Here is a 22,422-nt window from a genome sequence, read left to right on the forward strand (position 1 = left end):
ATAGAATTAAAACATGACCAGCTGTTGAGCCTTCTCAGGTTCTGGACGTAGATCAGGCCCTTCGAATTGATGCAAGATCTGCTGCGCTCTTGATACAACGGAAAGGGGGAAACCTGCAAGTTTAGCAACATGGATCCCGAAACTTTTTTTCGAGTGCCCTTTTGCGATTTCATACATGAATACGGGCTGCCCACCATTTTCTTTCACAACAGCATGAAAATTTTCTACGTGCTGACAGTGCAATTCCAGCTCTGTAAGTTCTTTATAATGCGTAGCAAATAGAGTTTTTGCTTTTTTCCCTTCTGTGAATAAAAGAAACTCTACTACAGCCTGAGCAATAGCAAGTCCATCATATGTGCTCGTTCCTCGACCAACTTCATCGAGGATAACCAATGATCTATCTGTTGCATTGTGCAAAATATTTGCCGTTTCAGCCATTTCTACCATAAAGGTAGACATTCCTTTGGAAAGATTGTCTCCGGCTCCAATGCGTGTAAAAATTTTATCGATAATACCAATGTGAGCAGATCGAGCAGGAATGAAAGATCCCATTTGAGCCATAATGACTAGTAGTGCAATTTGGCGGATATAGGTGGATTTCCCAGCCATATTTGGGCCTGTAAGGAGGATCATGCGTGTTTGAGCGCTGTGCATGATTGTATCATTAGGAATAAAAGTGCCCCGATCTAGTAAAGTTAAGGCCACAGGGTGCATTCCCTTGGTGATAGATAAAGCATCGCTATGATCAACAAGAGGACGACGATAATCATATTCTGCAGCTAGTTCTGCCAAAGATATTACGTAGTCTAGATCTGCAATGGTTGTTGACAGCTCGAGAATAAGATCTCTGTGTTGAAGGATATAACAACAGAGTTCTTTGAAGAGCTTGGTTTCTAAAGTTTGTAGCTTATCTTCAACGCTGAACACTTCATCTTGGAATTGTTGAAGCTCCTGAGTAGTAAAACGCTCTGCATGTAGGCGAGATTGTCTACGAATGAACTCTTTCGGAAGTTGAGGAGCAAAACTACTAGCGACTTCAATGTAGTATCCTAATGCTTGGGCATAACAAACTTTCAGTTTTTTAATGCCCGTTTCTTGCCGAATACGTTCTTGGTATTCAAGAATCCAAGATTTTGAGTTTGTTTTAATATTTCTAAGCCGCAGAAGATCTTGATGATAGTGATCAGCAAAAATATTCCCTTCTGAAACTTTTAAAGGAAGCTCTTGGAGTAAGTCTGTTGATAAAGCCTCTATTAGAGATTTTAAAGATGAGGAAATCAGACATTTATTAGTTAAAAATTCAGGAAGAGTATAACTCTGTAAATCATGAGCAATGTGCATACAAGAGAGCAGGGAATCACGAAGCATGCCGATATCTTTTGGACTGGCTAGGGTAGTAGAAATTTTTGTAGCCAGACGCTCTAGGTCCCGTACACAAGATAAATGACGTTTTAGTGTTTTTCGAAGGGGCTCTTGTTTTAAGAAAAACTCTACGCTATCCTGTCTTAGAGTAATTTCTTTTAAGTCATAGAAGGGATTGACTAACGTATTTCGTAACAACCGGCCTCCCATGGGAGTGGAGGTTCGTTCCATAACCTGAAGCAAAGATCCTTTGCCATGTTCTCCATGAATGGCAGACAACAATTCTAAATTAGTTTGAGAAGCTTTATCGATGAGCAGGTGCTTATGTTGTCCATAAATTTTTGGAATAGAGAGGTGGGAGATTGGGAGAAGGAGTTTATCTTGAATGTAGGAGAGAAGAGCGCCTGCAGCATTAATGGCAGGGACTAATCCTTGCAACCCAAACCCGTCTAAAGAAGAAACTTGAAAGCAGGTATATAATTTTTTTGTTGCCGACTGATATTCAAAAGCCCAAGAAACGTGTTCTGATAATGTGATGCGTAAATGCTGTTGAAGTTGTTTAACAACAGGTTCGTTTTTTTGATAAAATTTCGCGTGGCTTAATAACTCTGTAGGAGCAAGGCGGTAGACTGCCTCAATGAGATCTTTTGTATTATCGTATTCAGCAACTAGGAAAGTTCCTGTTGAAAGGTCTAAGCAAGAGAGTCCGTATAGAGAGCCTACCTGGCTGATAGCAATAATATAGTTATTGGCTTTTTCAGGGAGTAAAGAAGAGGATAATAGGGCTCCTGGAGTGATCAAACGGTTAATCGTTCTAGGTACAAGCCCCTTACCTCCTTCAGAATTATCAGCCTGTTCTGCAATGGCTATCTTAAATCCCCGGCTTACTAAACGGTCTACATAACCATCTAGATAGGCTGCCGGAATGCCGCTCATAGGAATATTTTGTCTCTGCGTTAAAGTAATATCTAGATTTTGAGCTAAGACTAAGGCGTCATCAAAGAAAGCCTCATAAAACTCTCCAAGGCGAAATAACAATAGACAATCACCAGCTTGCTCTTTGCACTGATGCCATTGCTGCATCATGGGGGTTAGTTTTTGTGTCATAGCTTTATCTAGTATTGTGTGATCGAAAATTTTTTATTCGTGATAAGGGGCAGGCTCTTGTTCGCTAAGGAACCTTTGACATGCAGAGTGTACAACGGTGTTGAATTTTTGGGGAATACAAGACTTATAGTAAAATTCTTAAGGAGAAGAGTGATCATAAAAGTGAAAAATAGTCTCACATTCCCAAGAAAATCCTAGTTCGTTACCATGCATCTCTCTTATGGCTAAGGGATAACAAGAGGATTGGGACTAGGCTAGTATGTATTACACAGAAGAGAGTTTGGAGACTCTAAAGCATAGCATTGATATTGTCAGTGTTCTTGGAGAATACGTGCATTTAAAGCGTAGCGGGGCAGATTACAAAGCTTGCTGTCCTTTCCATGATGAGAAGACTCCTTCGTTTATCGTATATCCAACAAGAGGGCATTACCATTGTTATGGATGTGGGGAACATGGGGATGCGATCAACTTTCTTATGAAGCAGCAGGGATATTCGTTTTCGGAAGCCGTGCTTTTCTTAGCTAAAAAATTTCATGTTGATCTTGTTATTAAAACAAAAACTAAAGAGTCTTCAGGTCAAGATTCTAAAGAATGTTTACGTCGCATTAACAAAGAAGCGGAACGATTTTTTCAATATTGTTTATTGTGTTTGCCGGAGGGAGGAGAGGCCTTGTCTTATTTATACAAGAGAGGGTTTTCTCTAGATACCATAGACCGTTTCCAGATAGGTTATGCTCCAGAACAGAGAGTGTTTGTCCGAGCAATGGAGGAGCGGGGTATTTCTGTGAAACAGTTAGAGTGGGCAGGATATCTTTCTAAAGATTGGTTTTTGTTCGCTCAGAGGATCATGTTTCCTATTCAAGATTCTTTAGGCTATACCATTGGCTTTTCTTCTCGAAGATTTAAAGAAGGAGGAAAAGGAGGGAAGTACATTAACTCTCCAGAGACCCTTTTATTTAAGAAATCTCGAGTATTGTATGGGTTACAATTTTCTCGAAAACGAATAGCTAAAGAAAAAAGGGTGATTTTAGTTGAAGGTCAGGCCGACTGTTTGCAAATGATCGATTTTGGCTTCAATTGTACTTTGGCTGCTCAAGGGACTTCTTTCACCGAGACCCATGTAAAGGAGCTGGTTAAATTAGGGGTATCTAAAGCCTATTTATTGTTTGATGGGGATGCTGCAGGAGAGAAGGCTTCTTTACGTGTTGGCGATCTTTGTCAGGTTGCAGGAATTGCAGTAATCGTTTGTCGTCTTCCTTCTGGGCAGGATCCTGATTCCTTTTTAATGCAAAGAGGGCCAGAAGAGTTACGTGAGTTACTGGATAGAGGGGAAGATTATCTTTCTTTTCTTGTCTGGCACAAAATTCGCTCCTACGAGCAGTTTACTCCTAGGGAAAAGGCCAGGGTAGTGGAGGAGGTTATTCAGCAGGTTCAGCATTGGGGAAGCCCCATTATGATTCATGAATATCTGAGACAATTAGCTTCTTTGGTTAAAGTCCCCGAGGCCGCAGTTTTGAGTTATCTGTCTTCCATTAAGTCTGCTACGGAGGACAAAGGCAAAAAGGCTGATGCGAAAGAAGTTTGCCCGGACCCTGAGGCTACTGCAGTAGCTTATAAAGGGGGGAAAGCTTCAAAAAAAATTTCTCCTAGGATGATTTTAGAAGCTGATGTCATACGTTGTTTATTATTTGCTAAGCCTGAAGAGGAGTTCGTCCCAGCCACAGTGAGACATTATCTTTCTCCTGAGGAGTTTCATTGTATAGAGTACCGGTCTATATTTGTGATGGCAATGAATCATTACAACGAAAAGCATATGTTGCCTTCTATGGACGATATGATGGCGCTGGTTTGGGGAACGGAAGCCATGACGCTTTTAGTAGATAGGAGGATAAATACTGAATTAATGCGGGACATTGTTGTTCAAGCAATCCAAAAATTATTAGACAAGCATTGGCGAGATCGAAAACGAAATTTCTGTCATCAGATGGGGAAAGAGTTAGATTCTTTACAAGAGTATGTTCGTCTTTCTGAGGAGAGAATTAAGGTTTCTTTAGTTTCTTGATAAAGACTTTTAACCTGTTTTTAAAATGTTGATTGTTAGTTTGTTTTTATTATAAAATATTGGCCTGTTAACTATAAGTTTATTAGGTTTTATGAGAAGTTTTCACTTTTTATTAACCGCGTTTACTTTCTCGTTGTTTTGTGGGGCAGCATTGACTGCATCGTCTCCCAAAGCTTTAAGTTTTATGGCGTCAGAGGCAGTAGGGATGGCTGTGGTTCCTCCGTCTTCTGTAACTTCGTTACTGGATTCTGCTCACGAAGTCGTTAAAAGTGCTGGGTTAGGATACGGTTCCACCTGCATTTTAAATGAATTACAAAATTTACAGAGTCAGGAACTAGAAGGGTTGCTGGCTTCTCAAGAGAGAATATAATTTCCTATTCCTAATTTCCAAAAGGAAGGCTTCTCTCTTAGTTTATTTAAGCAGCTATTTTTGTCGTATTGTGATAGCCTTGATCGAAAAAATTTTTTGTTTGAGTAGAAGAGGAGCTTTCTTATGAGATTCTTGTTAGCCTTATTCTCGTTGATACTGGTTCTTCCTACAACTGAAGCATTCTCACAAGAAGAGCGTCAGTGTCCACAAGAGGTAGAGGAAGACTCGCGTGGGAAGGGGAAAGATACTTGTGTATTTTATAGTTATGAGCAAGCTTTACGGCATGCAAGAGAACACGATAAGCTGACCTTAGTTGTGTTATTAGATCGTTCCGAAGGGTTTTCTTTCGAGCTTCTTTATGAAGTGGCTTCCTCTATGGAGGACTCTTTGTTAGCAGAGTTTGCCGATTTTGTTGTTCTTGCTAGAACTGGGGTCGTCCCGCTTATCTATCCTCCTATTCAGGATCCTATGATTGGGGAGATTACAGCCTTTTTGGCGGCATTCCCTGATCAAGAGTTTCCAGAACAGCCTGCGATTATTACAATAGCTGTTGGGGATACCTCTGCAGAAATTATGGATATCACGTTGATTCCTCAAGTGTCTGAAGATATCAAGTAAACATTAAAAATCATGAAAAAGCCCTCTCTTGACTAGAGAGGGCTTTTTTTGTCCGTAAAGTACTTTTTCGTATTTTACAGAGCATCCCAAGCATAGAATCCAAAACATTTTTGAGTTGCTACTAACAACGCAATGCGTTGGTTGCGGATGTTTTCATCGTCATCAGCAATGCGTACAGAGTCTAAAAAGAGCGCGGTGCTTTGAGATAAATCTTCTAACTGGAGTAGATATTCTCGAGAGCTAATTGGAAGAGAAGTTGTCGCTTCTTTAAATCGCTCCAAAGCTTGCTTGAACAACATGTCCTCTGAAGTTATGAGAGAGAATATTTGTTCTGTAACAGAGAAAGATAGAGAAGCTAGAATTTTCTTTAATCGATTGTGTGTCGATGCAATAGTTTCCAATGTCTGTGTGTTTTGCAGTTCTTGGATAGACCGAGCGCTATTGATGATAGTTAAAGGATTTTTTGGACAATTTTCAGTGAGAACTGCAGCAATAACCTCTTTAGCAAATCCTAGAGATGATAAAATTGTTTTTAATCGTCCCCAAACAAAAGAACAGAGTTTGTTTAAAACATCCTCAGGAGACCATACCGTATTCGGAATAGTAGTAGGGAAATGTCGAACAAGACGAGAAAATAGATCTTCTATGTCTACAGAGCTCTGTGTTGTATAGAGCAGGGTGAGAAGCTCTAGTGATTGTCGTCGCAAAGCGTAAGGGTCATGGGAGGATGTGGGGAGTAGTCCTAGGATGAAGCAAGAGAGAAGATTGTCTACTCGATCGAGGATGCTTAATAAAGCGCCTGTTGTAGAGACACTTGATCCTAGGGTAATGTGTTGGAGGTGTTCTCCAACAGCAATCGCAGCAGCTTTAGATAAAGCAGCGTTCTGCAAATAATATCTACCCATGATTCCTTGTAATTCAGGGAATTCATTGACTACAGCAGATACGAGGTCTGCTTTGCAGTAATGAACAGCGGTGTCAATGTCTTCTTTAGGACATAAAGGAAGAAGGGGATAGGTCTCTTCTAAGTGTAATTTCAATCGTGCGGTTTTATCAGCTAAACTACCTAAAGCATCAAAGTACGTTACAGATTTCAATTTTTCTACGAAAGAGTCTAAAGAAGTAAGAAGGTCTTGTTTAAACAAGAAGTTCCCGTCGGTAAGACGTGGAGCCAAGGCTTTTTCATTCCCTTCAATAATGGTATCAGTAGGAGAGTTATCGCAAACGATTAAAAATCGGTTGGTGATCTCTCCTTGCAAGTTCTGTGTTGGGAAATAGCGTTGGTGATTAATCATTTCTGCTATTAAGAGCTCTTTGGGTAGAGAGCAAAAATCAGGATTAAACTGGGCACAGATTACAAACGGATGTTCTGTTAAGAAGACGGTTTCTTCTATAAGATGTTCCGGAGCTATAGCAACAGTTTGATCTCCTGTTAGATTTTGCAGTCCTTGTTCAATGATCGATCGGCGTTCTTTTTGGGAAACAATGACACAGGCATCTCGCAAAATATCAATGTATTCTTTGCTGGATGGGATGGTCAACTGACGGTTGTCCAATTGTCGATGTCCCCAAGAAATATTCCCTGATGAAACGAATCCTAGAGATATAGGAAGCACCTGATCTCCATACAGAGCAACTAACCAGCGAATAGGACGAGCATATTCTACCCCTCCATTATCCCAGGTCATTTTTTTAGGGAAGCGCATAGATCGAATCAATAGAGGAAGCTCATTTACAAGAATCGCTGCAGTCTCTATACGCTCTTCTGGGATAACAAGGAATAGATAATCAGTTCCTTTAATGGAACGAACTCGGCAGATCGTGGAAGACTGATCTAAGGCACTTCGATGGGAAATGGATAATCCATGAGAGGCAAAAAACTGCTCTCCTTGAGAGGATACGGAGCCATCTTCCTCAAACAAAAGGGAAAGAGGAGGTCCTTTTTTCTCTGCTTCTGGGCGAATCGTTAGGTGGCTCAGGCCTTGTATACGTAATGCTAGTCGTCGAGGAGTTCCGAGTACTTCTAGATTGTTATAGGAGATGTTATGGTCAGCAAGAAGTTTTTTAGCTAGTGATTCTAATTGCTGAATTCCAGTAGGAACAAAGGCTGCTGGGAGTTCTTCACTTCCAATTTCAAGTAAGAAGTCTTCGTCTTGGCAAATATGAGGGATTTGTTTAGCCGTTACTGTTGGAGTAGAAGGAATTGTTTTAAGAAGAGGAAATCCTAGCGACTCTCTCCATATTACGTATTTATCTGCAACAGCACGGGCTAATTGACGGATTTTAGTGATATATCGGGTGCGTTCGGTTACAGAAATCACCCCTCGGGAATCGAGCATATTAAATGCATGAGAGGCTTTAATGACAAAATCATAAGCAGGGAGAGGGAGTCCTTTGTCTAGCGTAGCTAAAGCTTCCGCCGCGAAGTCTTCAAAATGTTTTAACCACATAGAAGTATTTGCGGTTTCAAAATTGTATTGACTCCAGGCCTGCTCTGCATGTTGTGTAATATCTCCATAGGTTAAGGAATCATTCCACATGACATCATAGACAGAGTTTTTTTTCTGGAGATACATTGCGATACGCTCAACGCCATACGTAATTTCCCCGCTAATTGCCTCTAGAGGCTTGCTTCCTACTGCTTGGAAATAGGTGAGCTGTGTAATTTCCATGCCATTTAACCATACTTCCCATCCTAGTCCCCAAGCTCCAATAGTTGGATTTTCCCAGTCGTCGTGGACAAAACGAATGTCATGGTCAACTAAATTTAATCCGATGACTTTGAGCGATTCCAAATAAAGAGAAAGGAAATTTTCGGGAACGGGCTTGAGGATCACTTGTAATTGGTGGTATTTCTGCAAGCGATTAGGATGCTGCCCATAACGGCCATCTTGTGGACGTCGAGAAGGTTCAATATAAGCTGTTTTAAAAGGCTCTGGTCCTAATGCCTGAAGAAAGGTCGCTGGGTTAAATGTCCCCGCCCCAACTTCCAAATCATATCCTTGATGAATGATGCAGCCTTGTTCGCTCCAAAAACGTAAAATAGCCGCCATCATGTCTTGAAGAGTTAAAGGTTGTGAGGACATAAAAACTCCTGGATGTCTGAGAAAAGGAATCACTTTACGTACATGGAACAAGGCTGAAATAGAGGCTAAGTTCCACAGGGATTAAGGAATATCTAGCATTCCTAGAGGAACATACTAGTGGAAGCTATATTAATTGAACAAGGCGAGAAATATCCTGTTGATGAGGAGAGCACAGTCTTATTAATGAGTTGTACTGTTGATAGGTTTTTTGAAAGTTTTATGGGATCCTATTTATTCTGAATTCCTGACTGGAAAAACTAGCGATAAATTCTAGAAATGCTAAGAATGAGAGAACTAAGCAAGTGAGCGTTCTCGAGAGAAGTTTTACCATTTTACAGAGGGATGGTACGAAAGAGTCTGATTAGTATGTGCGTGGCGCTGACTTTTTCAAACGGGCGCGAAACTTGGGTATTCAAAGAAAGATTTCCAGGGGAACAGATGAGCGTGAGTTTACCGAACTACCTGACATTTTTTCGTCTATTCATCACACCAATTTTTATGATTTTGTATTTGAAGGGAAAATGGTTTGGGTTATCTGCTACAGTTTTGCCGTATGTTTTACTATTTTTGCTTATCATAGCTGAGATTACAGATGCTGTGGATGGGTATATTGCGAGAAAATTCTCTCAAGTCACAGACCTAGGGAAGCTTCTAGATCCTATGGCAGATAGTGTATACCGCATTTCATTGTATCTAACGTTTACGCAACCCCCAGTAAATCTCCCTCTCATACTTGTTTTCATTTTTTTAGCTAGAGATTCTGTGACGAGTACATTGCGTATGTTATGTGCTAGTAGGGGGCAGGTGTTAGCTGCTAGGACAAGCGGGAAGTTAAAGGCAATTCTTCAAGCTATCAGTTTCTTTTTAATTATTTTTGCTATGTTCTTTTGCGCAAAAGGAATCATCTCCACGGATGATTTGGAGTTTTTTGCCACGATCACAGTTTCTTTGGTAGCTTTTTACTCTGTCTGCTCTGGAGTTGAGTATATTTGGGTAAATAAGAGCCATTTATTGCAGAAGAATGACTCGCCAGATGGCGAGTCATAGGGGATTTATTGTTGATAAATTTCTAAATATTTATTGGCTGCAGTTTCTAAGTCCGAAGAAAACTCTAAGCAAGAGCGAACAATCTGTTGCCACTTATCTTGGTCGTCTCGGTAGGTGGCAATCGCTTTTGAAAGCATATTTCGAAACTCGTGGAAATCATGAGGGTTAGAGAAAGAGAATCCATTTACTCCATCTGTTACGGTGTCAGCCAGACCTCCTGTAGCTCTTACTACGGGGACGGTCCCATAGCGCATGCCAATCATTTGGGTGAGTCCGCATGGTTCAAACATAGAGGGAATGCAGATCATATCTGCTGCAGCAAAAATTTGCCGTGCTAGTACATCGCTATAGGTTAAAAGAATCCGCACGTTAGGGGAGTCTGCTAAAGATTCTTGAAGATTAGAAAATTCTTTATGTATCTGGCCTCCATAGCAGGTGCCTATAATGATCAGGGTATAGGCGTTTTCTAGTGCATGAAGAATTGCTTGCTTCATAAATTCTGGGCCTTTTTGCTCAGCAATTCTAGAAATGATGCACATGCAGGGGGATTTGTCTAAAGACAGTCCTAACGTTTCGTACAGAGCTTTTTTATTTTCCGCTTTTGCTTCGAAGAAAGCTTTAGGATCCTCGAAAAGGACTTTACTATAGTTCTTAGCTAAATGGGGGTCTGTTTCAGGGTCCAAAATCGTATAGTCTATTCCATTCAGGATCCCTTTAAGATGATGTTGTCTAGCGGTAATGGCGTCATGAATTTCATAGTCCGAATAGTCTTGAAGGATTTCTTTGGCATATGTAGGAGAAACTGTAGTCACAAAGTCCGAACAGTATAAAGCTCCTTTTAATAAGACGCAGGTTTGTGGATCGCGAAATAGTTGATAGTGGCTCAAGTAAAATTCGTTCAAAGAAGACGCTTCTAATACTTCTCGTGTTGTATATCCCCGATAGCCAAAATTATGTAAGGTAAGCACGATTTTTTGTAGCTGGGGGCAAGGCTGTTGTTTGAGTAACCCTGCGACTAATCCAACATGCCAATCATGCAGGTGAACAATGTCTGCTCCTTCTTTTTGAATGTAAGCAGCAGCAGCAGCAGAAAAAGCACAAAAACGAAAAGCATCATCGTTTGTATAGATCGTTTCTGCTTCTTCAAATAGTTCTGGCTGCGAGTCTAATTTGAGTAGAGTTACTTTGATTCCTTCATAAAAATAAGAGAAGGCTGTTGCTTCTTGTTCTCCGGCAAAAAAATAAGGGATTTTTTGAGTTGCGAAAAGATCCTGCTCGTGGAGCGAAGTGAATAATTTGGGATATAAAGGGATAACGACTTCTGTTGTATGATTGACGGCTAAAGCTTTTGCTAGTCCGTATAGTGCGTCTCCTAAGCCACCGGCTTTGATTACCGGAGCAAATTCGATAGCTGTGTGAGTAATTTTCATTAGTAATTTTATTTTTAGTTAAATAAACTGTTAGTTATTTTATTTATAAAAAATAATCAAGTTGTTTTTGTTTCAATTAATTATTTTTCTAGGAATCTCCCTTGTTGCCCCTCTTTCTATAGAAAGTTTTCTCTAAATCTAAAAAACTTTGGTTTTTGAGAATTTTTACTATCGATAAAAAGGTCTCATAGTATATACTCGGACTCTTCCGTTGGGGTGTGGCCAAGCGGTAAGGCAGCGGTTTTTGGTACCGCGCATCGGAGGTTCGAATCCTTCCACCCCAGAATTGTCTTTTATTCCCCCCTAGATCTAGTTTAGTATAGTTTTCTCAATTTAGAGAAGATTCTCGATTGGGGCTATCCAAGGGAACAGAAGGCTTGATAATAATCAGAGGCTGTAAGTACCATGGTAGGCGCTTGCTCAAAGAAGATTTCTTTGTATGTGCCGTTTTTAGGCCTTCTGGTATAGCGCATAGGACCGTTTATCCGGTTGAGGGAAAAGAAAAGCCCCTAAGGTCTTTTCAAAGGCCTTTGAGCTCAAGGTAATGGAGAATAGCATTTTATGGAACTCGTAGTTCAAAGTCGTGAGACTGATAAGAAGTCTGTTATTAAAAAAATTCGTCAGCAGGGTGGAATTCCAGCTGTTCTTTATTCCGGGGGAAAGAGCCTAGCTAATGTTGTTATTGATGCCCGTGTTTTCAACAAGTTTCTTTCTACTTTGGAAAGTGGTGCTTTAGCTTCTACAGTTTTCACTCTTTCTTATGAAGGCCGAGAGATCAAGGCTTTAGTAAAGGATATTCAGTATCATGTAACGACTTATGATGTCATCCATCTTGATTTTGAAGAGTTAGTTGAAGATCGAGAAGTTCGTTTGAATATTCCTATTCGCTGCATCAACACTGTAGACTGTGTTGGGGTTAAGTTAGGGGGATCTTTAAGACAAGTAATTCGCTATATGCGTGTTGTATGTAAGCCAAAAGATATTGTTCCATTTTTGGAATTAGATGTTCAGTCTTTAGGGCTTTCTCAGACTTTAAAATTATCGGATATCCGTATTCCTGAGGGAATTAAACCTGTTACTCCGCTTAAAGAAGTTGCTGTAACAGTGGCTCGACGATAAGATTATCATGGTGAAGCTGGTTGTTGGTATAGGGAATCCTGGAAGGCAATATGTCTGGACAAGACATAATATAGGGTTCCTTTTTCTAGACATGCTGGCATCTCGTTTCTCTGGGGCTTTTCGTGAAGCCCCTCGTCTCTTTTCTTCGTTTATGAAGGTAGAAACTTCCTGCGGAGTTATTGTTCTTATTAAACCCTCGACTTATGTGAATCTTACTGGCAAGGCTGTTTTGGCTGCCAAGAGGTTTTTCGGCGTTTCTGTGGAAGGTATTTTGATTGTAGCCGATGATATCAATCGAGAGTTCGGATCTATACGTTTCCGACAAGACTGTGGTGCCGGTGGGCATAACGGGCTTAAAAATACCACACAAGTTCTGCAATCTAATCATTATTGGCAATTGCGTCTTGGAGTTGGCAGGCCTTCAAATCCGGAGTCGGAGGGGGTTGCTGACTATGTGTTATCCAATTTTTCTTTTAATGAAAGAAAAAGTTTAAATGGTTTTTTTGAAAAAGGAATAGAAGAAATTTCCCCTTGGTTAGGCTTTTAATTTAAAAGGGATTTACTGTTCACTTTTTGAAAAAAAGTTCCTGAAAAATAATCAGTTTCGATAACATGGAAGCGCTTCTTATAGAGTAGCTATCCATAGTTATTGGAAGAAGCAAGGTCAATGCTTAGGAGTTTTTAATGAAAAAAAAAACAGGCCAACTTTATGAGGGAGCCTATGTTTTTAGCGTGACATTAAGTGAAGACGCTAGACGTAAGGCTTTAGAAAAAGTTACTTCTGGAATCACCAACTATGGTGGCGAAGTTCTGAAAATTCATGATCAGGGGCGCAAAAAGTTAGCTTACACAATTCGGGGAGCCAGAGAAGGTTATTATTACTTTATCTACTTTACAGTAGCCCCAGAAGCTATTTCAGAGTTGTGGAGAGAGTATCATTTAAATGAAGATCTTCTTCGATTCATGACTCTTAAAGCAAGCGCTGTGAAAGAAGTTTTAGAATTCGCTACATTGCCAGAATAATAGTTAAGGAGAACGTATGAATAGACCTGTTCATAATGAACACAGAAGGAAGCGTTTCGCGAAGAAATGTCCTTTTGTTTCCGCGGGTTGGAAGACCATCGATTACAAGGACGTTGTCACTCTAAAAAGGTTTATTACGGAAAGAGGAAAGATCCTTCCAAGAAGAATTACTGGAGTTTCTTCTCGCTTCCAAGCACTACTTGCTCAGGCTGTTAAGAGAGCTCGGCATGTTGGGCTTTTGCCTTTCGTAGGAGAAGATTAAACTTAAAGGAAGAATAACGGATGAAACCACAATTACTTTTGTTAGAGGATGTCGATGGCTTAGGACGTTCTGGCGATCTTGTTGTCGCTAAACCAGGATACGTTAGAAACTACCTACTTCCTAAGGGGAAAGCTGTAGTAGCTAGCGCTGGAACTCTCCGTTTGCAAGCAAAATTGCAAGAGCAACGTTTGTTGCAGGCTGCCGCTGATAAAGAAGAGTCTCTTCGTTTGGCTGAGACACTTAGAAGCCTCGTTTTGGATTTCCAAGTTCGTGTAGATTCTGAGAACAATATGTACGGTTCAGTAACCGTGAATGATATCATTAGCGTTGCTGATCAAAAAGGTGTTGTTCTTACACGTAAAAATTTCCCACGCGCTCATAGCGGAGTTAAAACTTTAGGGAAACATGTAATTGGATTGAAATTAAAAGAAGGCGTGACTGCGGATCTTCACTTAGAAGTTCGTGCTGATCACGAAATCGCTGAACAAAAAGAACTCCAAAGCATGGAAGAACAAGAAGATTAGACTTCTTGTTTGTTAGGGGGGAGAATTTCTTTCTTCCCCATCTCTTTTTCTTTAATTTTTAGTTATGCATTTTTTTTCTCCTGCCAAGCTTAATATTTTCTTGCAGTTACTTGGCAAACGGGAAGATGGTTTTCATGAAATCGTTACGCGCTATCAAGCCGTATCTTTTGGGGATCAACTCTCTTTGTCAGTAAGCTCTCGTGATTCTTTTCAAATCATCAATGATTGTCAGCTTGAGATTTCTAATAATTCTATTTGGAAAAGCACAGCCCTCTTTCGTCAATATACTGGAATTACTGATCCCGTAAGTTGGCGCGTAGTGAAGCATATCCCTATCGGGTCAGGGCTTGCTGGAGGTAGCAGCAATGCTGCAACTGCGTTGTTTGCCTTGAATCAGATGTTTCAAACGGGATTATCGGATGAAGAGCTGCGCTCTTTAGCAGAAAAAGTCGGTATGGATACTCCTTTCTTCTTTTCTTCAGGATCTGCTTTGGGATTAGGACGAGGAGAGAAAGTTGTAACCTTAAATGAATTAGTTGTAGATAGATATATTTTATATTTTTCTAATAAGGGAGTTTTAACTAGCGAGGCTTTTGCTGTAGTGAAACCTTCAGATTGTTCTCTCAGTAAGGATCTGGAGTATGCTCGCAATGACTTAGAGAACCCAGTTTTTCGGTTGCGCTTAGATTTGAAAGAGAAAAAACGCTGGCTGGAAGATCTATGGAAAGGAATTCCAGTTTACGTAGGACTAACTGGATCAGGAGCAACTTTATTTGTGCGTTATCCAAAGGCTCTAGAAAAAAATTCTGCCTACGCCACTCAAATACAAAAAATCATTGCTTTAAGTGGGGGAGTATCAACCTCGCCTATACAAAGAGATACTCCCAATTGGTATCCGACTATTCTAGAAGCATAGTTGCTGCTACATGGGATACTTTGCAGGGGACTTCTGTATTCATCGCTTTGGAAATAGTAAACTGTTTATCGGATTCAGAATGTTTGGAAGCGGAAAGAATGCCTGATGACGCAGTAATAACTCGATCCATGATAGATGCAAGCTTTTCATTGTCGTTTTCTAAAGACAGCATAATCGTGTGTTGCATACCCCAGCTCCTTATAAATCCTGCGCTGTTGTATCCTTAGTACAAAAATACTTGATTTTTTTCGATAGCAAAAACTTGTCTACACTCTGTAAAGGCTTTTTTAGAAAAGAGTTCTTTCCTTTGTCAGCGAAATAAACAAAACATAAATGAGGGGATTCCTCTAAGAAGCCAAAAAATACTTAAGGATACAATAGAGGGGATCAATGCTGACCAAAATAGTCTAATTAAAGAGATATCTGATTGGGGGAAAGTCGGTCTAAGAATAAGGTATCCAACAATATTAGGCATGTTGGACACAAGTGTTAATCCTCCTGCAGACATACTTCCAACAAGTACCAGATATAGATAGCAATCATTAGCCATGGGGAGGTTATGCACAATATGGTTTACTAAGGCATTATCTAAGAATATAGAAAACATATATGAGGTCATCATATAGCCAAAGTCTGACATACCGTGCATTAAATCAAGCATCCACCATTCTTGAAGTTCTCCGAAAATCACTACCCCTGCATAAAATAATCCTACAAAGCAGACTTTCGCTGTTTTGATTGGGTTTTGATAAAAAATAGTGAAGCGTTGAAACCCTAAGTAGAAAACAAGAATAAAGCCCAAAAACAAAGGAATTGCTCGGCTGAGAATGACACATCCAACCAAGACAACATGAATGAAAATAGTCCAATAAGGGACTCGATTCTGCATTATGGTTGAACTTGGAATTGTCTTAGGAAATTTTTTGAATTCCTTGCGGAAGAATAAGAAAAAAATCGTTGTGGAGATAAGGACAGCTAAAATGACTTTCCAACAGAAATGGGTGATAATGAAACTACTCGTCCATTTAATTTCTGGAAGAATAGTGAGTAGTGCTCGAGATGAGAAAGATGAAGTCAATCCACTAATCGAAATATTAGAAAAGAGTAATCCCATAGTTGCATAGCAAAACTTGGGAGATGGTGCGAGTTGATAAAAGTGTTTTGACAGTAGTGTCGCAGCAATAATCATTGCCCCGGATTCTTTAAGGAAGAAAGTAGATAGTGGTGCTGCAATCATAATGGTCCACCACCAACAAATCGGAGACTGCTTTCCAATTTTAGCGACTGATGAAAAGATTCTTTGGGATAAATATTCGATAGGACGTGATTCGAGAAGAATCAGCATAACAACAATAAAAAGAGAGAATACGTAGTTACGGCTATCGAAGTAGGCCATTGTTACGCGATACCCCTCTGTATACAAAAATAAAAAAAACAGAGGGATCGCCCAAAGCACAAACACTAATTCAACGCGGCTAACAATACGAAGAAGTTCACTTAACCAAAGGTATTGACGCCAGCGTTCTGGAAAAATCATCTTTTTATGCAGACATTCCTCATATAGTCGCGTTAACCATGGAGTAAGAAAAGTATGGATCACTGCAGAAAAAAATAGAACGGCAGATCCAATGCGTAATCCTGAGGAATAGTAAGGCAAAATCATAGAGCTCACAAGATAGAGGGATGTCTTTTTGTCGTACCAAAAAGTATTTTGTCACTAGGTAACTTTTAAGTAACTCCTAGATCCCTATCACTATTTCGGATGAATATAAAGAAGCAAGAGGTTTTTCTCGGATGAAAGTCATTTCATCCGAGAAAATAAAACCGACGGGAAGGTTTTTATTCGTTTTGTTGTGAGTCAGATCCGTAAATAAGAAGCTGGATTTCTGGCCCAAACTTTTGATTAAAAAATTCTTTGCAATACTCTTTGAAATAGGAGTAGTTCATAGAACGGGCTGCAGCAATTTTTTTATCAGGGCGGGAGAAATCATGTTTTTCTGTTTCAAAGGCTATAGAAAATAATTTTCTTGCCATTGCTGAAGGCGTTGCACTTGGAAGTAAAACGGATTGAATATAGGTTTCTCGAAGTTGTTCAAAAATTTCCTCAGACAATCCTGAGGCTTCCGGATCAGTAGCAATCTTTTGTAGGAAGAGTTGTGTTTTATTCACAAGCTCTTCTGGAGAAGATTTGTTCGAGCGAATATAAAATAGTCCACAAGGAGTTTCTGCAAATTCTTGGTATTTAGCACCTACCATGTATCCAAGCTGTTGGTTGGTACGCAAATCATTATAATACAAGTTGTGGATCCAAGATAATAACATGCTCGTAGCTACAGAATCTTCATACTGATTGGGATGCTCGTTTTGTTCAAGCAGGAGCATACCATTCCCAGAAAGAGGATATTGGAAAGAGAAGTCTGTTGTGAAGAGAGGCTTTCTCTTAGGATAGTAACTAGGAGGATCATATGGTAAAGAAGCCTCTGAAAAATGAGAAAGAGATGCTAATACGTTAGAAAGATCTTGTGAAGAAAGTGTTCCTAGCGTGAAAGCCTCTATAGATAGTTCAGTGAGCATTTTGTGAGCAAAATCCTCAAATTCTTCATAGGAGATGATATCTAAAGCATTTTGCTTTTCTTCTAGAGAAAAGAAGCCTTCTAGGAGTTCCCCAGAGAGTTTATTGAGACCAGCTCGCATAGGGCAGGAAATAAGACCTTTTTGGTATTGCTCGGAGAGCTGGTCTTTGTAGTACAGAAAAAGACTCTTATCTAAGGGAAGATCGCGTAGAGAAGATAATAGAGAGTCAATAAGAACTGGAGAGGTCTCCGTATAGCCAAAAAGAGACAGGTCTACACCTGTAGCTCCGGGAGATACTGAAAAATCCATTCCGGCTCTTAAGGCCTCGTCATAATGTTTTACTAATGTTTCGTTTGCTAGAAGGCTGTATAGATCACGCAAGACTAAAGAACGAACATCTGCTCGTTGAATTTGAGGAGATCGGATACGGAGTTCCATAGCCATTTTTGGGACGGTGTAGAAGGAATCTTCGCAGGTGTATAGAGTAATAGCGTCTTGGTTATAAGTGAGTTTTGGAGAAAAAGCAAATCCCTCGTGTTGTTTCTTTTGAGATAATAATTGGACTTTTTGAGGAATAAATTTATTGGGCTGTGGAAAAGTAAACCCGAGAGAGGAATAGTCCTTTATAGGCTCAAAGTTTAAAGGTTTCTCATAGAAAATGGTATCAAAAATAGGGTCATAAAACTCGTCCGCATCTTCTAAGGAGCTTGGTAGAGTCGCTGATAAGATATAGCGAGCTTGTTGTGGATCCGCTAATAATGCAGCAAAGGTTTGTTCGTCCTCATGAGAATATTTTGGATAGATAGTAGATTGATAGGGGTAAGTTGCTAGGGGTTCAGAAGCAAAATCTGGGATCATTTGTGTTAAAGTTAAGAACAATTCTGTTTGTGTACTATAGGTGTATTCTAAAGAATTGATTCTATGTAGTTCTGGGAGAATATAGGCGGGAAGTTGTTCATCGCGAACATAATCAAGAAAAGCAAAAGTAAGTTGAAGGACTTTTTGATATTCACGTTCTCCCTTGGTCGTGAGTTTATAAATGATTTCAAAATCTTGAGTGTTGAGAGAGGTGTTATAAGTCCCAGCCTCCATGTGGGTGATAAGATGTTCTTTTTTAAGCAAAGCAATAAGGCTATGTTCTTTTTCACTGGATAGCACAGAAACCAGTGACTGCGCCCATCCTTGCAGAGAAGCTGGTGCGTCGTATAAATGCCAGTAGATAGCTAGTTGTGGAGAAGGTTCCACAGCTTTGTTAATGAACAGTTTGTTAAGGGAGGAAGTATCCTGCGTTTTTGTGAAAGGAGTTTGTGGGGTATATTTCGAGGATTTAGGAATTTGAGAGAAGATTTTTGCTATATAAGGAACAGCTACATCTAATGGAGCTGTAGTGTAGACGATTGCAGCCATGTTTTCCGGAGAGTAATGGGTAGAAAACCATGTTTGCATGTCTTGAGAGGTTACAGTATCCAAGGTCGAGAGATTCCCACAACCGAAACGCTTTAATGGGTGCTCTTTAGGAGCTATTATTTGCTGAATGCGATGCATGCGACGAGAATCTTTGGTTGGATGCATTGCGAATTCTTGCTCAACAGCATGGACTTCTTTGTTTAAATCTTCTTGGCGGAACAAAGGATGAATAAAGAGATGAACAAACTGATCCAGAGCAGTGTCTAAGTCACTATTATTTACAGAGAACAAAAAGCATGTTTTATCCGGGTAAGTAAACGCATTGTAAATCCCTCCATGAGTACTCAGGAATGCTGGGAATCCTGAGGGTTGAGGGTACTTTTCATTGCCAAGGAACACACAGTGTTCTGTAAAATGAGCTAATCCGGGGAACTCTAAGGGATCAGCGTTATTCCCAGTTTTAACAACTAAAGCTGCCCCCGATTCAGAAGCTTTGGGGGAGGAAACAATCATGAGGGGAAGCCCATTAGGGCAGATAATTTTCGCTATTTTTTGGTCTGCTAATGCAGGGGTTAAAATTGTTAAAGGATTTTCATCTTGAATCGTTTGAAAAGATTTTGAACAAGAGGTGAGAAAAGAAGAACTGCAGAAAAATAATAGGAGAAGAGAACGCTTCATATTGTCGTGGTTATGGGTAGCATCTTTGATAACAAGTGGGTGGTTGTTTTCTTATTAAGAGACAATCACTGGGATGGGGCTTTTATCAAAAGGATCGGGGTTCGTCAATTAGAATTTCTTTGTAGAGATCGGTAACGATAGAAAAGACTCGGGAGGCTCGTAAAGCTCGCAGGGAGTGTTTATCGTGGCTGTCAGCTTCTTCGGATGAACAAAGTTCATCAAGTAAGAGCTCTTCTCCGAAATTAAAAGCGATAGGAGCAAATGAAATAACACGATGCTCTCCGATAGTCTCCTCAATGGTAGGAGGGGGAGGGAGAATATCATAGGTTTTCATTGCAAAAGGGAAAAAATGGGTTGGCTTTCCAGAACTTTTCGCAAGAAGACGAAACATTTCTATGCTATCAGGATGAAATTCTGCGGGATATAGTTCTCCTTGAGAATTTTTGCGATCTCTCCCTCCTGCTGGAGCTACATAAATGAACTTGCTTCCTTCACTAAGTAGCATTTTCAATGTTCGCATGCTTTTTTGGTTGTGATTAAGCTTTTCTTCTTTAAGTTCTGGGGGATGGTTTATGTGTCTTTTTGAATAGATACATAAAAGGTCGCATCCCATGCTAAAAGGTCTTGCTAAGGGGTCCGAGGTCACTCGATCTCCTGCAACAAAGATCATATTTTCCATAAGCTGAGGATGCGAGGCCCCAAGTAAACAGTACATTAGCTGGGGATCAGATTCTGTCTGGTGGTTCGCTAAAAGAACCACATTGTGTCCGGAGCAGATGTATTCTTGGATTTGATCTAATCGATTAGAATGTAAGACTTGAGATTTTTGATCGTCAATCAGAACAGAAAAAAAGTCGATGCCAAATTGATAAAGGTCAATAGGGGTTCGAATTTTTTTATGATAGGGAGGGAAGATTATAGGATTCTTAAGGTCATCTATGATGACCTTAAGCCATTGAGAGCAAAGAGATTCCGCTCTCTCAATAGAGCATTTTCTAGTTGCTGCCTCGATGTAAGTTTGATGGCAAATTTGAAACTTTTGGTACAAAGGCTCTGGCAGATCTTCAAAAGCCTGATATAAATAGTTTGAAAAATGCATCACTACACCTATTTATAGCTCAATTCCTTCTCCTGTGATTAATGAGAAAAATTGATAGTGGTTAAGATGGATAGAATCAGACGTATTGATCTGTAGCTTAGCTTTCAATTGTTTAGCTAAGCGGACTAATTCGACATCATCTTGCTCTTGTTTCATATAGTGAGCAATTTCCGGGTGAACGACTAAACACAAATGAGTATGTTCCTTATGCTTAATGATTTTCTTTAAATCACGTTCGATTTCTATAAGGATACTCTCAGAGGTTTTGATAATGGCATTCCCATTGCAATAGGGGCAAGTTGTAAATAGGGTTTGCATCAATGACTCACGATTTCTTTGTCGAGTCATTTCTACTAAACCAAATTCGCTCATGCTTAAAATTGTACAGCGTGCCGCGTCATATTTCATATGTTCTTTTAGTCTTTCTAACACACGTCGCTGATTTTTACGCGATTTCATGTCGATAAAGTCTATAATGACAAGTCCGCCAATGTTTCGCAATCGGAGCTGTCTAGCAATCTCTTCTGCGGCTTCTAGATTGATTTGGACAAGAGTCTCTTCAACTCCACTTTCGAGTTGTGTACTTCGTCCTGAATTCACATCAATTGTGTGCATAGCCTCTGTTTTATCGAAAAAGAGGTATCCCCCACTAGAAAGCCATATTTTCCGTTTCGTAGCGCGATCAATTTCCTTCTCAATGTTGAAACGTTCAAACATGGGAACGGAATCACGATAATATTCGATCTTAACAGCTGTATCTGGGGAATATTTACTCAATAAACGTTTGCACTTTTGATAAGTGGCATAGTCATCTATTAACAAGCGTTTATAACTTTTATCTACGCAAGTCATTACCGCTTTTTTTAGAATGTCTGTTTCTTCATAAAGAAGCGACGGATGATCTGGAGAATAAAATTTTTCTAAAATACTTTGCCACGTATTCAGCAGATCTTGAGCTTCATTGATAAGTGCTTCTGTTGAAGCGGAAATGCTGGCGGTTCGGCAGATCAGCCCCATATTTTGAGGCATTTCAAATGATCGAATTAACTGTTTAAGTTGATCTCGCATTAAAGGATCTTCAATTTTACGAGAAACTCCTCGGTGAGGGGAATTTGGTAGAAGAACCAAGTAGCGTCCTGGGATTGAAATATTAGAAGTTAATCGAGCTCCTTTCGTGCCTATAGGTTCTTTAACCACCTGCACGAGTACAGGGCTATCCAGCTTAAGAAGTTCTTCAATAGGGGCTTCTGATGTTTCTTCTGACAGCGGTTCGGATTGATCGGAATCCGCATCTATGTCGAACATCTGTTCGAATTTTTTAGAATTTTCTAATACATCCGAAATGTGGATAAAGCCATTCTCTCGCTCATCTATGTTGATGAAGGCGGATTGAATGTTTCGTAAAATATTAGTTACGCGACCTCTATATATATTCCCTTTCAACTGGCGGATCTTTTTTCTTTCAATGATTAGATCAAACAATTGGCCATTTTTTAAATGCGCGTAACGAATCTCTTTAGACTCTATGTTTAGTAAGATATCGTTTTCCATGGCGTCCCTAAATGCTCTGCGCTCTAACAGGAGTTCTCACCTGATCCCGAGGATAGGGAGTTGTTTTAAAAATTATTAGGTAGAAGGCGGATTATAAGTTGGTTAGGTAAAAAATTCTACAAAAATGCTTGTTGTTGAATAGTTTAATTTAGAAACGAATTTGTTTCTTTTATTGTGATTTCTATAG

At 39.8% G+C, this 22,422-nt stretch carries 18 protein-coding genes and 1 tRNA gene; 11 read left to right on the plus strand and 8 right to left on the minus strand.

Annotated elements, in window-relative coordinates:
- Window positions 1–6 precede the first annotated feature (6 nt).
- Complete coding sequence (gene mutS / locus TC_RS00895) at window positions 7–2,469, minus strand: DNA mismatch repair protein MutS (protein ID WP_010229708.1); 2,463 nt, start codon at window positions 2,467–2,469, stop codon at window positions 7–9.
- A gap of 259 nt (window positions 2,470–2,728) precedes the next feature.
- Here mutS and dnaG point away from each other — a divergent pair, with 259 nt between their 5' ends.
- The 3 genes from dnaG (at window position 2,729) to TC_RS00910 (ending at window position 5,519) form a co-directional block, all read left to right on the plus strand.
- Entirely contained in the window at window positions 2,729–4,531 is a 1,803-nt protein-coding gene (gene dnaG, locus TC_RS00900; protein ID WP_010229712.1) for a DNA primase, read from the plus strand.
- A 91-nt stretch (window positions 4,532–4,622) separates the two neighbouring features.
- Window positions 4,623–4,901: a hypothetical protein gene (locus TC_RS00905; RefSeq protein ID WP_010229715.1), complete on the plus strand. Its 279-nt coding sequence runs from the start codon at window positions 4,623–4,625 to the stop codon at window positions 4,899–4,901.
- A 123-nt stretch (window positions 4,902–5,024) separates the two neighbouring features.
- Window positions 5,025–5,519, plus strand: coding sequence for a hypothetical protein (locus tag TC_RS00910; protein WP_010229717.1), 495 nt, complete (start codon window positions 5,025–5,027; stop codon window positions 5,517–5,519).
- A gap of 74 nt (window positions 5,520–5,593) precedes the next feature.
- Here the strand turns inward: TC_RS00910 and TC_RS00915 are convergent, their stop codons facing one another.
- Window positions 5,594–8,605 (minus strand): glycine--tRNA ligase, encoded by a 3,012-nt coding sequence (locus TC_RS00915; protein ID WP_010229721.1) that lies wholly within the window; start codon window positions 8,603–8,605, stop codon window positions 5,594–5,596.
- Between the two features lie 438 nt (window positions 8,606–9,043).
- Between TC_RS00915 and pgsA the strand changes: the two genes are divergently transcribed.
- Window positions 9,044–9,652, plus strand: a complete 609-nt coding sequence (gene pgsA, locus TC_RS00920) for a CDP-diacylglycerol--glycerol-3-phosphate 3-phosphatidyltransferase (RefSeq protein ID WP_010229728.1) — start codon at window positions 9,044–9,046, stop codon at window positions 9,650–9,652.
- A gap of 5 nt (window positions 9,653–9,657) precedes the next feature.
- Here the strand turns inward: pgsA and glgA are convergent, their stop codons facing one another.
- A complete protein-coding gene (gene glgA, locus TC_RS00925) occupies window positions 9,658–11,082 on the minus strand; it encodes a glycogen synthase GlgA (protein WP_010229734.1) in 1,425 nt (474 codons plus the stop codon).
- A 212-nt stretch (window positions 11,083–11,294) separates the two neighbouring features.
- Here glgA and TC_RS00930 point away from each other — a divergent pair.
- From TC_RS00930 to ispE, 7 genes are all read left to right on the plus strand, one after another.
- Window positions 11,295–11,366: transfer RNA gene (locus TC_RS00930), tRNA-Gln, on the plus strand.
- Window positions 11,367–11,643: 277 nt separating this feature from the next.
- The gene (locus tag TC_RS00935) at window positions 11,644–12,201 is read left to right on the plus strand and encodes a 50S ribosomal protein L25/general stress protein Ctc (RefSeq protein WP_010229737.1); all 558 of its coding nucleotides are present in this window, start codon (window positions 11,644–11,646) and stop codon (window positions 12,199–12,201) included.
- Between the two features lie 7 nt (window positions 12,202–12,208).
- Entirely contained in the window at window positions 12,209–12,748 is a 540-nt protein-coding gene (gene pth, locus TC_RS00940) for an aminoacyl-tRNA hydrolase (RefSeq protein ID WP_010229742.1), read from the plus strand.
- Window positions 12,749–12,885: 137 nt separating this feature from the next.
- On the plus strand, window positions 12,886–13,224 hold the full coding sequence (gene rpsF / locus TC_RS00945; RefSeq protein WP_010229748.1) for a 30S ribosomal protein S6: 339 nt from the start codon (window positions 12,886–12,888) through the stop codon (window positions 13,222–13,224).
- 16 nt (window positions 13,225–13,240) lie between these two features.
- Window positions 13,241–13,486 (plus strand): 30S ribosomal protein S18, encoded by a 246-nt coding sequence (gene rpsR, locus TC_RS00950; RefSeq protein ID WP_010229752.1) that lies wholly within the window; start codon window positions 13,241–13,243, stop codon window positions 13,484–13,486.
- A gap of 20 nt (window positions 13,487–13,506) precedes the next feature.
- A complete protein-coding gene (gene rplI, locus TC_RS00955; RefSeq protein WP_010229759.1) occupies window positions 13,507–14,010 on the plus strand; it encodes a 50S ribosomal protein L9 in 504 nt (167 codons plus the stop codon).
- Between the two features lie 64 nt (window positions 14,011–14,074).
- Window positions 14,075–14,926, plus strand: coding sequence for a 4-(cytidine 5'-diphospho)-2-C-methyl-D-erythritol kinase (ispE, locus tag TC_RS00960; protein WP_010229763.1), 852 nt, complete (start codon window positions 14,075–14,077; stop codon window positions 14,924–14,926).
- Here ispE and rbp7 read toward each other — a convergent pair.
- The 5 genes from rbp7 to TC_RS00985 all read right to left on the minus strand — a co-directional run bounded on the left by rbp7 (window position 14,910) and on the right by TC_RS00985 (window position 22,235).
- The gene (rbp7, locus tag TC_RS00965) at window positions 14,910–15,113 is read right to left on the minus strand and encodes a reticulate body protein Rbp-7 (RefSeq protein WP_010229765.1); all 204 of its coding nucleotides are present in this window, start codon (window positions 15,111–15,113) and stop codon (window positions 14,910–14,912) included. The genes ispE and rbp7 overlap by 17 nt on opposite strands.
- Window positions 15,114–15,236: 123 nt before the next feature.
- Window positions 15,237–16,589: a putative Na+/H+ antiporter gene (locus TC_RS00970; protein ID WP_010232760.1), complete on the minus strand. Its 1,353-nt coding sequence runs from the start codon at window positions 16,587–16,589 to the stop codon at window positions 15,237–15,239.
- A gap of 176 nt (window positions 16,590–16,765) precedes the next feature.
- Complete coding sequence (locus TC_RS00975) at window positions 16,766–19,585, minus strand: insulinase family protein (protein WP_010229773.1); 2,820 nt, start codon at window positions 19,583–19,585, stop codon at window positions 16,766–16,768.
- Window positions 19,586–19,670: 85 nt separating this feature from the next.
- Entirely contained in the window at window positions 19,671–20,684 is a 1,014-nt protein-coding gene (locus TC_RS00980; protein ID WP_010229776.1) for a 1-acyl-sn-glycerol-3-phosphate acyltransferase, read from the minus strand.
- Window positions 20,685–20,696: 12 nt separating this feature from the next.
- Window positions 20,697–22,235 (minus strand): Rne/Rng family ribonuclease, encoded by a 1,539-nt coding sequence (locus tag TC_RS00985; RefSeq protein WP_010229779.1) that lies wholly within the window; start codon window positions 22,233–22,235, stop codon window positions 20,697–20,699.
- Window positions 22,236–22,422 lie beyond the last annotated feature (187 nt).

The sequence above is a fragment of the Chlamydia muridarum str. Nigg genome (assembly GCF_000006685.1).
In the GTDB taxonomy this organism is placed as follows: Bacteria; Chlamydiota; Chlamydiia; order Chlamydiales; family Chlamydiaceae; genus Chlamydia; species Chlamydia muridarum.

Bases quoted from the DNA above. Each gene is read 5' to 3' on its own strand.
- TC_RS00970 (WP_010232760.1), bottom strand. From the start codon at position 16,589: ATGATTTTGCCTTACTATTCCTCAGGATTACGCATTGGATCTGCCGTT.
- rbp7 (WP_010229765.1), bottom strand. From the start codon at position 15,113: ATGCAACACACGATTATGCTGTCTTTAGAAAACGACAATGAAAAGCTT.
- dnaG (WP_010229712.1), top strand. From the start codon at position 2,729: ATGTATTACACAGAAGAGAGTTTGGAGACTCTAAAGCATAGCATTGAT.
- TC_RS00915 (WP_010229721.1), bottom strand. From the start codon at position 8,605: ATGTCCTCACAACCTTTAACTCTTCAAGACATGATGGCGGCTATTTTA.
- rplI (WP_010229759.1), top strand. From the start codon at position 13,507: ATGAAACCACAATTACTTTTGTTAGAGGATGTCGATGGCTTAGGACGT.
- glgA (WP_010229734.1), bottom strand. From the start codon at position 11,082: ATGAAAATTACTCACACAGCTATCGAATTTGCTCCGGTAATCAAAGCC.
- mutS (WP_010229708.1), bottom strand. From the start codon at position 2,469: ATGACACAAAAACTAACCCCCATGATGCAGCAATGGCATCAGTGCAAA.
- rpsF (WP_010229748.1), top strand. From the start codon at position 12,886: ATGAAAAAAAAAACAGGCCAACTTTATGAGGGAGCCTATGTTTTTAGC.
- TC_RS00935 (WP_010229737.1), top strand. From the start codon at position 11,644: ATGGAACTCGTAGTTCAAAGTCGTGAGACTGATAAGAAGTCTGTTATT.
- rpsR (WP_010229752.1), top strand. From the start codon at position 13,241: ATGAATAGACCTGTTCATAATGAACACAGAAGGAAGCGTTTCGCGAAG.
- TC_RS00975 (WP_010229773.1), bottom strand. From the start codon at position 19,585: ATGAAGCGTTCTCTTCTCCTATTATTTTTCTGCAGTTCTTCTTTTCTC.
- pgsA (WP_010229728.1), top strand. From the start codon at position 9,044: ATGAGCGTGAGTTTACCGAACTACCTGACATTTTTTCGTCTATTCATC.
- pth (WP_010229742.1), top strand. From the start codon at position 12,209: ATGGTGAAGCTGGTTGTTGGTATAGGGAATCCTGGAAGGCAATATGTC.
- TC_RS00980 (WP_010229776.1), bottom strand. From the start codon at position 20,684: ATGCATTTTTCAAACTATTTATATCAGGCTTTTGAAGATCTGCCAGAG.
- TC_RS00910 (WP_010229717.1), top strand. From the start codon at position 5,025: ATGAGATTCTTGTTAGCCTTATTCTCGTTGATACTGGTTCTTCCTACA.
- TC_RS00985 (WP_010229779.1), bottom strand. From the start codon at position 22,235: ATGGAAAACGATATCTTACTAAACATAGAGTCTAAAGAGATTCGTTAC.
- TC_RS00905 (WP_010229715.1), top strand. From the start codon at position 4,623: ATGAGAAGTTTTCACTTTTTATTAACCGCGTTTACTTTCTCGTTGTTT.
- ispE (WP_010229763.1), top strand. From the start codon at position 14,075: ATGCATTTTTTTTCTCCTGCCAAGCTTAATATTTTCTTGCAGTTACTT.